The organism is Mesotoga sp. UBA6090 (assembly GCF_002435945.1).
GTDB lineage: Bacteria > Thermotogota > Thermotogae > Petrotogales > Kosmotogaceae > Mesotoga.
In genome coordinates, this window is the sequence record NZ_DIXC01000005.1 from 1 (window position 1) to 11,173 (window position 11,173).

Genomic DNA, 11,173 nt, shown 5'->3' on the forward strand with positions numbered 1-11,173 from the left:
CTTACTCAATTCTACGCATTCTTTGTCTCTTTTCCTACTTATTGAGGAAGAGCCATAGAAATACATAGAACGGACAGATAAAAATACATAAGAGTCATTGCCAGCGATCCGGGGAAAGAATACCCTTTAGTTGTGGCTAAACAAATAGAGGGGAGATAAGGAGTGGATGCTAACAATGACTCAAGCACATCATACCAAATATCTGTACGAAGTGAAGAACAAATCCCTGAATTCTTATTGGCAAATGAGAATCATGGGTCGTTCGGTTTTCTGAATGCTATTTTGCTACTTCACCAATACCTTCATCGCCGTCTTCCAAAGCCCTTTGTTCAGGAACATGACGACAAGGTCAATCAAGACATCCAGGATGAAGTCGAAGAATTCTGGATCGATCTTCCATTGTTCATCGGGAAGCGCGTCCTTTATCATCTGCTTCACTTTCTCTTTCTTCTCCGGCCCGTTGCCGGGAGATTCTACATAACTTGAGAAGACGCTTATTAGCGAAATCAATTCTCGTATGAAATCCATGGCTACCTCCTTTGGTTTCGTCCTTCGTCCAAGATCATGAACCCGTCCCTCGTCCTTGGATAGACACTGACTGGATCTTTGAGCTATCATTTCTCTGGAGGTGGTCTTCATGGCCGATTCTTATCAGAATCTAGATGTGTATAAGCTTAGTATGAAGTTTGCCTACGACGTTTATCAGATTGTCTCCACTTTCCCTGACTTCGAGAAATTCGGTCTTTCTTCACAGTTGAGGAGAGCCGTTATCTCCGTTCCCTCAAACATCGCCGAAGGGTCAGGCCGTCAGTACAATAAGGAGTTTGTGCAGTTTCTCTTCCTGGCAAAGGGCTCTCTGAGAGAAGCAATGACACAACTCGAACTCTCGAAGATGTTTGGATATGTTGATGAAGAGACTTTCATTCAGATAAAAGATCAGGCGAACAGACTCCACAAGATGCTTAACAGGTTGATCTCCAGACTGAAGAAGCCGGGTGGCTGAGCCACCCGGAGCCAAGGACGCCGGACGGGTCCTCGGGTTTGGACGATGGACGGTTCTAGATCAAATTAAACAACTCATTCTTCTGGGTGTCGATTACCGCCGCGTAGTCCACCGCATAGCTTGAAGGGATTGCCTTCAGAGTTATGAGGTTTCCCATCACAGTCTCGACCTCAGCCTGGGTCAGAGTCTCTTTGGGCTCCTTTATGTAGAAGCCCTTGGACTTCTTCGCGGTTGAATCGTACCATCTAACGCTCAGGTTTCTCATTTGAGTTCCTCCTTTCGAGTAACGGTTCTCCGTTGACCGTCCTCCGTCCTCCGAAAAAGCTACAAAGTGCAGTGGCATTGCATTTACGATCCTAATCGGTGAACGGCTGACGGACTTCGGCTATCGTTGTTTCATCACTTGCTTAGAGGTAAGAAGACTTTGAACTTCAAACCTCTATCCTCTACCCTCGTACATCCGTCTTTTAGTCAATCGGTCCGAGGGTCTGGGTTTCGACTAGCTTGATATCGGCGATGATGTAGTTTGTGAGGCCTGCGATGTTATAGGCTGCGTCATAAGCCTCCTGTGCAGTCATTGCCGAATCGACCTTGAGAGTCTGTCTCGAGAGGACTGGTTTGTCGTCCTCAATGACACCTGTATCCCAGGTGATCGAGAGTGACTTCTCAGTACCTACTACCATTACAGTTGTGCCAAGTCCCATGAAAATTCCTCCTTTTCTTTCAGTTGCAAGTTACAAGTCGCAAGATGCAAGTAAGAGCTGGATCTTTCTTCTCTTGCAACTGAGAACTCACAACTTGCAACTGCTTTTTTTCGTGGCCACGTGAAATGAATATATACCACAGGATCAAAAAACACCAAGCTCAGGTGAAAAACACCTGAGTTTGGCTCTGGAGTAGCGGATATGTATAATCAAAATAGAGAAGCAAAGGCTCCTTTATCCCGATTGAAAGCTATCGCATTCATATGCCGAAAATCATGAAAACGAAAGAAAAAAGACGATTCGAAAAGAAACAGATTCAAACAGATCGAATGAATGGAATAAATGGCTTTAGTAGGCAATAATCGCGGATAAAAGACCACAATTGAAAATATTGCTCCGGGTCTCTCAATGCCGAATAGCTCATGAACAGTTCTTGACAGCGTTTATGGGAATGATATAGAATATATACAAGCGATTTTGATTGACTAACGGAGTAGATGGAGGTTTTTCAAAATATGGATGGTTTTAGAAAGACTGCTTTTATATTTTGTTCTCTTTGTTTAAGGGTTTCTTTCTTCAAGAACTTATCTTCAGGTTTGTCCCCGTAGAGGAGCATGATAATTTTCGATTGAACGGGAGACAATCTGCGCAAGTTTAGCTGAAGCTACGGAAACACACCGTTCAAACTGCCCGATTTTGTTCACAAGAATATGAAGAGATGATTTGAAGTATATCTAAGGCTTCAAAGCCGTCGCATTCAGAAAACGGGGTTCTGAATGAACTGATTTCATGCAGAGAGGAGGTGATTTATGGGCAACCTGCGCGATGAGAGAATCATGAGACAGCTTAGCCAGAGGGAGCTTGGAGAGGTGATAGGCAAGGACCAGAAGTATATCTCAGAGGTCGAGCTGGGAAGAATAATTCCCGGTTTCAGAAACGCCGACACTCTAGCGCGTTTCCTGGAGGTTCCTGTGGAGAGGATCTTTCCCTGTTTCACAAGGACTTCCAGATTTCCGGGCTACAAGGATCTCATGTATCTCTACAGTCTCGGATACGACATAGGCGTATATGAGAACACCATAAGAGAACTAACAACAAAGGAGGCGCAAAATGACTGATGAAAAAGGTCAACCGTCAACGGTCCACCGTCCGCCGAATACGACGACGAGAGCGAGATCCAGCGGTCTTCGTTCCGACACTTCGTGTCCAGGTTCTTCGTTCTTTGTTAAGGACCACGAGATAAGGAGAGAGCGCGAGAGGGAAGAGATGAGATCCCGTACAGGAACACTTCGGGATGACAGACCCTTCACGTCATCTGACAATGCTCCTGGCCAGGATCTTGACGCGGTGCGAGGTCCAGCGTTGAATGGTTCTCCGTTCTCCGAAAAGAGAGTTAAGGACACGAGATTAGGAGAGAGGACGAGACGGAAGAGATGAGATCCCGTGCAGTTGCATCACGGGATGACAATCTTAGGTGATTCTGTAGGGGCGAACGGCTGTTCGCCCGAAGAGGGGGCCAAAATCCGCCGTTGGCCGTGAAAGGTTAACGGAGAACTGAATCTCACAGCGAGAAGCGGATCTTCACAGCGATCAGCGGGTTCCCCGGAGAACGGCGAACCGACAACGGACAACGATTTTTTCCAACTAACAACTTGGAACTTGGAACTGAATTCAAGAAAGGAAGGTGATTTGTCATGAATCCGGCAGTAAGAAACGAGAACGGACCTCTGCCAGGAGATCCGCTCTCAAGAAATAGGTACAAAAATACCCTACTAAATACTACCACTTTCAAACGGGAAAGGTCTAATTCTGTTTACCCTTTTTGCAACAGTGATATTACTTCGGAAGGGAAAGCAGTTTCAACAGAGTGCAGGCCCGGAAGAACCGGCTCTGCATTCTCGGAGAAACTAGCTCTTGAGAAACCGCAAAGCGACGAACGGCTGACGGAGAACCGTCGCCCGTTCCCACTATCGTATTCAAGACTCAAGTCCTTTATCGAATGTCCTCACAGGTTCTATCTCCGATATTTCGAAGGACTTCCCGAAGCGCAGGGAGAGGGCAGGAAACACAACGGCCTTATCCTGAGGGCGATGTTCAATTCCTATCTCGGGAATTCTCCTACTCCTCTCCTCTTTGGAGAAAATCTGAAAAGGGATCTGGACCAGATAGAGTTTGGAGTTCAATTCCTCAAGAGCAAAGAGATCGTTGCTCTAAATATCCCCTTCGCACTGGATAGCTTCTCGAATCCAATTCCCTTCGACGAACCGGAAGTGGTTTTTAGGGGAGTGGCGCAGGCGCTCTACAGAGATGAGCGGACAAACGTCCCTCGTCCTTCGTCCCAGAGCACAGACCCGTCCCTCGAGAAGAACTGTGAAGCAGAATTCTTTGTTCCTAATCCCGGGGAAGAAGCTAACACGAGCCTTGAATCTGCTTTTCTTGGTCTTTCGGAGGACGGAGGACCGGGGACGGTCAACCCGTCTCTCGTCCTCTGCCACTTCAAGGCAGGTTTTGGAGATCCCGACTGGGAGAGGCTGTTTATCTATGCCTGGGCTCTCTCGAGACAGGGGTACGACATAGGAAGGATAGAATGGGTCTCTCTTTCTGCGGGAGCCTCGATTTCTAAAGAGGTGACAAAGGAAAACCTCGAAGAGGCGGGGATCAATCTCTACGCCTGGATAAGCCAGATCCTTCAGAGCGATTTTTCGCCTGAAGCCGGAGACCACTGTTCTTACTGCCTTTATCATTCCTTCTGCCCGTTAATGGAGAAGCTTGGAGAGGATCTCATGATAACAGACAGTGGCTCTCTGAAGAGCACTCTTCAGAAGACAGTTGCCTTTCAAGAAGGTGCGAAGAAGATGAAGAAGCTCGCAGATGAATTCATAGACAAAGAAGGAATAGGAAAGGTAGAGCTTCAGGGCTACGAGTACGCGAGCGACGAGGCCCCTACGCAGATAAGGCTTCTGGATAGAGAGGCGGCGCTGGACACCGTCGTGGGGCTCCCAGATCCGTTCAAATTCATCACTTTCAGGAACCTCTCCGAACTGGTTGACTATCTTCCCGAAGATGCATATGAGAAGAAAGAAAAGCTGAAGCCGGTGAGGAGATTCAAAAGATCCGCTGTGCGCTGAGAAGATCCGCTCATCGCTGTGCGCTTTACGCTGAAAAGAGCTGCTGAAGGCTGTACGCTCTAAGCTGAGAAGAGCTGCTGAACACTAGTCGGGTGCGACTTTCAGGCTGGTGATTAGGCGGTTGAGCATTCTGTGAAGTCTATCAGCTGTTTCACGAAGTTTTTCATGAGTCTCTTGGTCTATGTAACCGAGCATCTTTGACAATTCGAGTTGGGTTATGACCTCCCTGAGGGAGCCTTTGGAGAGAAAGAGAAACTGGGCATATTCCTTTTTGTGTTGCCTTCCTGAACCTTCTGCGATATTTGAAGGAACGGATATTACGGCTCTCCTCAACTGAGAAGAAAGACCAAACTTTTCATAATCAGGGAATGAAGAGACAGTCTGATAAACATCATATGCGAAGGTCATGCTGAGTTTGTAAACGTCGAGTTTTTCGTACGAATAGGTCATGTTTTCACCCCCACGATTATGGTAACACCGAATAGTTAAGGAAAACGAACAGCATATTTTTGAATGTCTTTGTTCTGAATCTTTGACATAATGCACATTGTTTGTTCTCAGCGGTGTCTTTCAAACAGCGTTCAGCGAAGAGCGGTTCCTAACCAGCGGGTGTTTTGACGGCCAGCGCAAAGTGGTTTTTCCAGCGATCAGCGGGTTTTCCGCTTTTAAGCGTGCAGCGGTTCTGCCTGGAGAACGGAGGACGGGCAACGGCTTACCAGTTACTTAGGAGGTTTTACTGTGAATTACATAGAACTGATCAACAACTTCTGGATAGCAAACAAGATACATAAGTTCAACTCTCTGGAGACTTCTCTGTACTTCTTCGTTCTCGACTACGCGAACAACGCGAGATGGCCCGAGAGCTTCGTTATTCCGAACGGTATAGTTCAGAGCGTATACGGATGCACAAAGGGACAGCTCGCAAGAGCGAGAAGAAGATTGTGCAAGGCGGGACTCATATCTTATGAATCGGGCGACAGATTCAACCCCGGAAAATACTCGATTTTCGCGTTCCCGATGGATACCCGACACGTCCCCGATGCGTCCCCGACGGATACCCCGACGCGTGCCGAGGAGCAGATTCCGGAAACGGCAGAGAATGTGATATTGAATGCTGTCGACCAAAGCACGGATGATCGCGATGAGAGCCCGATGCGTCCCCGATGCGTTCCCGATACGTTCTCGACTGATCCCAATAATATAAACAAAACAAAACAAAAGAAAACAAAAGAAAAAAGTACACAATTACCTAACGGTAATTCGTCAGTGAGACTGACGGGAGAGAGTCGGATTTCCGGTGGATTGTCAACTTTTTCTGGTGTTGAAGAGGAATCAGAAGAAGAAATGGGTCGAGAAGAACAGACGACATTCTGTGCGAAAGATGAGTCGGATGCTGAAAACGGAGTCGCCTCTTCTCTCGAAGCGCAAACTGAAGACGACCCTTCATCTTTCACTTCGGATGACTCTACGTTTGAAAGGAGATCGGGCGACTTTTGCGTCCCGTATGAGAAGATCCGCCAGGCCTTCATTGACCTCTGCCCCTCTCTTCCGGCTCCAAAGGAATCGGCGAAATGGTCGGGTTCTAGGAAGAGAAACGTCCGTGCCCGCTGGAAGGAGTATCCCTCGATCGGGTTCTGGGAAGACTACTTCAACAGGGTGGAGGAATCTGAGTTTCTCTCCGGGAGAGTCACGAGATGGAGGGCAGACTTCGACTGGCTCATGAAGCCCTCTAATTTCGAGAAGGTCCTGGAGGGAAGATACTCCAACAGGGGCGACAGGATGGCAGACGTTCTGAGGGACTTCGTGGGGGTTGGATCAGATGGACAGAAGCACATTCGCTGAGGGATTGGCGATGCTGAAGATGGCCTTCCCCGGATTCACTCTCGACAGACCTGCAGCAGAGCTCTGGTACAAGATGGTCTCCGACATCTCCGATTTGGCCTTTTCAGCCGCTGTACAGAGGTTAATCATGACGACCCATAGACCCCCGACAATTGCCGCGATTAGAAAGGCCGCTCTGGATGAAACAAAGGATTCATTGAGCGCGGAAGACGCCTGGCAGATAGTCATTGAGGACGTGCACAAATTCGGAATCTACGAAGAGCGTTTCTACGACGATCCAAGGCTCGAGAACGCGAAAAGGACAATAGGATGGCAGGAGTTATGCGATATGACAGGTGAATCAAGAAGGGTAGTGAGGGCTCAGTTCATAAGGGCATATGAATCATACGATTTCAGGGAGAATGACAAGGCACTTAACGGAAAGAAAGAGGAAGTGAACAAGGAGCTTCTTTCTAAACTCTTCGGCGGAGTGTTGCCGGGGGAGAGAGCCACTCAAGGAGCCGCTGAGTGCTGATGGAAACCACGTTATCCGTCAACGGTCCACCGTCCGCCGAATTAGGAATCTGTGTGAGAAACACTTAAGAATTATGGAGGTTTGAAATGTCGTTTGGTTTCAAGAATCTGGAAGTCTGGAAAGTGAGCAAGTCCTTCGCAAAGGATGAGTATGAATTGACTTCATACTTTCCTTCAGAAGAAAAGTTTGGTCTTGTCGCTCAGTTAAGAAGGGCAGCGATTTCAGTTATGTCGAATATAGCCGAAGGAGCTGGGAGGAAACACAAGAAGGAGTTTGACCATTTTCTCTATCTTGCCCGCGGTTCCTTGAACGAGACAGTGGCCCAGCTGGAGATTTCCTCTGAGTTTGGCTATTTGAAAGAGAATCAACTTGATCTGATTGAGGAGAAGGCTGAAAGAATAAACCGTATGCTCTGGAAACTCTCTAAGTCTCTTGAAAAATCGGAGGACCGATGACGGCTGACGGAGGACCGCTCTTCAAGCGATCAGCGGGTTCTCCGCTTTTAAGCGTACAACGGTTCTTATGCTTGCAACTGATCTTAAAGGAGGCAAACATGGAAGAATTTGGAAGAAGATTGAAGGAAAGAATGATAGACAAGAATATGACTGAAGCCGAGCTGGCTGAGAAGGTTCAGCTCTGGTCTTCAATACTCACTTCATACCTGCAGGGAGAGAGATTCCCGGGGTATTACACCCTGCTAAGGATAGCAGAAGCGCTGGATGTCTCTATCGATTTTCTTCTCGGCTTGAAGGATGATCCCGAGCTCAATAGCGCCGTCAAGAAAAGCTCTTCAACGAAGAAGAAGTCAAGAGAAGAGGACCTCATAAGGATCACAAACAAGTACGTAGGAAACATGAGGTTCAAAGAGGCCCGAGCCTTCTACCTGGAACTCATGAAAGGCGAAAATAAACTCTCGGGATATGCCTTGTATGACGCGGCCAGACTGACGGCCTTTTTCGGAGAGAGGGAAAAGGCATTGGAGATGCTGAAAAAATTCTGCGAGAGAAACCAGGATGAAACCTGCGGCTTCTGTTCCATGGGGGACATAAAGAAATCTATGGGAAGGCTCGAAGAGGCCGCAGGAGATTACAGATGGGTTCTGAAAATGGACCCGAAGCATTTCTGGGCTACACTCCGGTTGGGAGAGATGGCCTTCAGCGAAGAGAAGCTTACCGAGGCCTACTTCTGGTTCGACAAACTCACGAGAGACCATCCGCTCGACCCGACGGGATACTTCCAGCTGAGCAAGGCCCTCTCGAAGATGGAGAGGCCTTCGGCAAGCAGGCAGAACTTCCTTGCCGGGATCATGCTGAACTTCTCCATGGAGATCCCTAAAGTGGCCGATGTTACGACGAAGGTGATCTATGACAACCTGGGGGACTCCTCCAAGACAGAGGATCTGATCGAAGCCGTCGAGCTAATACGAAAGAACGCCGACAGACTCGAAGCCGAAAGGAAGAATCAATACCGTGAAGGAGCTTCCTTTGGAGAAATCCTTAGGAGGCAGAGGGAGTTTCTAGCATCTTCGAATAATCTGCAGGATGAAGACTCCCCAAATGATGAATTCGAAGAAGAGAGCGCCGGTGCTCGGCTCTGATCCCTGTGATGGTTAGAAGAACAAAGAATAAGAGAGGTGAAAAATATGATGATGATTATGAGACTGAATGAAATAAGGAGGCACCAGTTTCTCGAAGAAACGGAAAAGGCGAAGGAGCTCTATCTCAAGACTATTACGGAAATAGGCTTGAGAGAAGATCCGAACTGGGAGCTTGAAGAGGAGCCCCTAGACGAGTTCAAGTATGACTGCGAATACCTCGTGCTCGGCAGGATAGCCGAGGATTTCGGTGATCTTCACATAGCCAGGCGGCTCTTCGAGGAGTGTTACAGGAGATGGCCCGACGACATGAGAAGCGTGAAGGATCTCGCCAGAGTATACAGGAAGCTGAACCTTCCGAACAAGAGCGAGATGATGTACAGGCTCGCTCTCTCATATGATAACGACGACCGCAATGCGTTAAGGGAAATGAGTGAGCTCTACCTCGAACTAAACAGACCGCTGGACGCCCTTGCGTGGCTTCAGAGAGCGCTTCTTCTCGATCCTTTCGAAGCGGAGAATTACCTTCTCGTTGCGAAAGCGCTGAAGATGATAGACAAAGTCGAAGAGAGCATAAAGATGTTTCGCGCTGCGGCTCTTCTGGATGTCCGCCGCTATGAAGCGACCCTGAGAGGAAAGATAACAAAGGCTTACGCGGAAGAGATCGGGGATGCTGAGGAGCTCAACGATATCTACGAAGTGAATGAAGAGATTATGGAATGGACGAAGAAATCAATGAAGTATTTCCACAGCAGGAAAGGGGCGAAGGAACAGCAGAATGCCAGGAGATCGGCTGAGTGATGAAGGAAACGCTGTGAAAACCATAGAGCCGATGAAGGCTGTGCGCTAGGGAAACGAAAAACCAGCTGGATAGATCCGCAAAAAGCGCCGGTGGAAGATCAAGGACCCGCTGAGCGCTAGGGAAACGAAAAACCAGCTGAGAAAAGAGCCATAAAGGAGCAGCTGAGTGCTTTGAAAAGGATGCCGTCCGCTGTGGGGATCATTCAAAGAACCCCCGGGCTTCCGCCTAGAAAAGCGGACTCGTCCTTTGTCCAGATCAGATCAACAAGAGGGAGCACTACCTTAGCAAAAGAGCTTTCTTTGCTCGTGAGATTGCAGAGATCCGCTAAGAAGCTATGAAAAACAGAAAAAAACAAAGACACTTACGGAGGTGAATTAAATGTCTGAATACAGGTGGCCGATAGATAAACTGAACGATATTCTTCAACCTATGAGAGAAACGGATCTTGTCGTGATAGGTTCGAGACCCTCTCAGGGAAAGACTACGCTCATGCTGAACATGGCATATGAATTCACGAGAAAAGGAATGAGGACTGCCTATGCAACCCTAGACAGAAGCAAGGACAATCTAGAAGAAAGGCTTCTCCAAAGGCATCGTTATTCAGAGGATTTACTGAAGGACGGAGAAGACGAATATTTTGCAATGCGCTCCCGATACAGAGAGAAGTTAAGAAGCATACCCCTCTTCTTCTTAGACCTTAGAGAGTGGGGCGAGACTATTGACAAGGTCGCATATGCGATCGACGATCTGAAGTGCTTTTTCAGATACGATATCTGCTTTGTCGACTACCTTCAGCTCATTCGCGAAAGAGAGGGCGAACTCAAGTGGTTCAAGGAGTTGGCCACGTTTCTCCAAATGCCGATCGTTATTGCAAGCCAGCTAAAAAGAACGGTAATGAACAATCCAGGCAATCTTCCTCAAGAGAAGGACTTTCATGACTTTGAAGAGATAAACACTTGCGCGGATACGATAATCATGCTTCATCACGAGCACTCCTACGAAGACAATGCGCCGAAAGAAGAGCTGAGGGTCATAGTCTCGAGAGACAGGGGAAAGCCCGTGAACCGCGAGACAGTCCTTAACTTCGACTGGGAAAGGGCGATGCTGATGAAAGAAGAGCAAGAATCAATAGCTAGGTAGAGGGTTCTTCAGCGACCGCCAGTCTTTCCGGGAAAACGGCGATCAATTGCATCATGATATCTTCTTCCAAAGTGAATCATTGATGACCTCTTTGGTTCTTTTCGGCGGACGGAGGACCTTTGACGGTCAACTATGCTTTTGATGCAACTTGCAACATCGAACTTGGAACTGCACTACACACCCTAACGGCAGGAAGGAAGAGACACCCTTCCTGCCTTCTTGTTTGACAGGAAACTCTTCTAATCCGCAAGTAATGGATTCGCCCGAATAGCTACTTGAAAGCAATTAAAAGATTCGTATTCGAAGAAAATTCCCACAGAGAATTCTCAGTGAATCATAATTAAGATGCTCAAGAGGGAATTAACAGTTTTTATGGTTCTAGTAGTATTATTGAATGTATAAGACTGTAATCTATTCCCGAATTCGAAATCGCAAGGTTAACTCTA

The 11,173-nt window shown here is 47.6% G+C and carries 14 protein-coding genes; 10 read left to right on the forward strand and 4 right to left on the reverse strand.

Annotated features, from left to right (window positions below; genetic code table 11):
• Positions 1–285: 285 nt before the first annotated feature.
• Entirely contained in the window at positions 286–528 is a 243-nt protein-coding gene (locus B3K42_RS01060; RefSeq protein WP_006486405.1) for a hypothetical protein, read from the reverse strand.
• 109 nt (positions 529–637) lie between these two features.
• Between B3K42_RS01060 and B3K42_RS01065 the strand changes: the two genes are divergently transcribed.
• Positions 638–1,003, forward strand: coding sequence for a four helix bundle protein (locus B3K42_RS01065; protein ID WP_110990918.1), 366 nt, complete (start codon positions 638–640; stop codon positions 1,001–1,003).
• Positions 1,004–1,058: 55 nt separating this feature from the next.
• On the opposite strand, the gene B3K42_RS01070 is transcribed toward B3K42_RS01065, so the two are convergent.
• The gene (locus B3K42_RS01070) at positions 1,059–1,268 is read right to left on the reverse strand and encodes a DUF2922 family protein (protein WP_006486403.1); all 210 of its coding nucleotides are present in this window, start codon (positions 1,266–1,268) and stop codon (positions 1,059–1,061) included.
• A 202-nt stretch (positions 1,269–1,470) separates the two neighbouring features.
• Positions 1,471–1,707: a DUF1659 domain-containing protein gene (locus tag B3K42_RS01075; protein ID WP_006486402.1), complete on the reverse strand. Its 237-nt coding sequence runs from the start codon at positions 1,705–1,707 to the stop codon at positions 1,471–1,473.
• Between the two features lie 809 nt (positions 1,708–2,516).
• Between B3K42_RS01075 and B3K42_RS01080 the strand changes: the two genes are divergently transcribed.
• The 3 genes from B3K42_RS01080 to B3K42_RS01090 all read left to right on the forward strand — a co-directional run bounded on the left by B3K42_RS01080 (position 2,517) and on the right by B3K42_RS01090 (position 4,835).
• Positions 2,517–2,825 carry a helix-turn-helix transcriptional regulator gene (locus B3K42_RS01080; RefSeq protein WP_110990919.1) on the forward strand — a complete coding sequence of 103 codons (309 nt, stop codon included), beginning with the start codon at positions 2,517–2,519 and terminating at the stop codon, positions 2,823–2,825.
• Positions 2,818–3,144 carry a hypothetical protein gene (locus B3K42_RS01085; protein WP_110990920.1) on the forward strand — a complete coding sequence of 109 codons (327 nt, stop codon included), beginning with the start codon at positions 2,818–2,820 and terminating at the stop codon, positions 3,142–3,144. Before B3K42_RS01080 ends, B3K42_RS01085 begins: the two co-directional genes overlap by 8 nt.
• Positions 3,145–3,401: 257 nt before the next feature.
• The gene (locus B3K42_RS01090; protein ID WP_110990921.1) at positions 3,402–4,835 is read left to right on the forward strand and encodes a PD-(D/E)XK nuclease family protein; all 1,434 of its coding nucleotides are present in this window, start codon (positions 3,402–3,404) and stop codon (positions 4,833–4,835) included.
• 84 nt (positions 4,836–4,919) lie between these two features.
• Here B3K42_RS01090 and B3K42_RS01095 read toward each other — a convergent pair whose 3' ends face one another.
• Positions 4,920–5,285, reverse strand: a complete 366-nt coding sequence (locus tag B3K42_RS01095) for a four helix bundle protein (protein ID WP_110990922.1) — start codon at positions 5,283–5,285, stop codon at positions 4,920–4,922.
• A gap of 288 nt (positions 5,286–5,573) precedes the next feature.
• On the opposite strand from B3K42_RS01095, the gene B3K42_RS01100 reads away from it, so the two are divergent.
• The 6 genes from B3K42_RS01100 (at position 5,574) to B3K42_RS01125 (ending at position 10,727) form a co-directional block, all read left to right on the forward strand.
• The gene (locus B3K42_RS01100) at positions 5,574–6,677 is read left to right on the forward strand and encodes a hypothetical protein (RefSeq protein WP_181419107.1); all 1,104 of its coding nucleotides are present in this window, start codon (positions 5,574–5,576) and stop codon (positions 6,675–6,677) included.
• Positions 6,655–7,191 carry a hypothetical protein gene (locus tag B3K42_RS01105; RefSeq protein ID WP_110990923.1) on the forward strand — a complete coding sequence of 179 codons (537 nt, stop codon included), beginning with the start codon at positions 6,655–6,657 and terminating at the stop codon, positions 7,189–7,191. The genes B3K42_RS01100 and B3K42_RS01105 overlap by 23 nt, the downstream gene beginning before the upstream one ends.
• Before the next feature lie 86 nt (positions 7,192–7,277).
• Positions 7,278–7,646, forward strand: a complete 369-nt coding sequence (locus B3K42_RS01110; protein ID WP_220026636.1) for a four helix bundle protein — start codon at positions 7,278–7,280, stop codon at positions 7,644–7,646.
• 98 nt (positions 7,647–7,744) lie between these two features.
• Complete coding sequence (locus B3K42_RS01115; RefSeq protein WP_181419109.1) at positions 7,745–8,788, forward strand: helix-turn-helix domain-containing protein; 1,044 nt, start codon at positions 7,745–7,747, stop codon at positions 8,786–8,788.
• A 45-nt stretch (positions 8,789–8,833) separates the two neighbouring features.
• Complete coding sequence (locus tag B3K42_RS01120; RefSeq protein ID WP_110990925.1) at positions 8,834–9,586, forward strand: hypothetical protein; 753 nt, start codon at positions 8,834–8,836, stop codon at positions 9,584–9,586.
• Positions 9,587–9,965: 379 nt separating this feature from the next.
• Positions 9,966–10,727 carry a DnaB-like helicase C-terminal domain-containing protein gene (locus B3K42_RS01125; protein WP_110990926.1) on the forward strand — a complete coding sequence of 254 codons (762 nt, stop codon included), beginning with the start codon at positions 9,966–9,968 and terminating at the stop codon, positions 10,725–10,727.
• Positions 10,728–11,173: the final 446 nt, after the last annotated feature.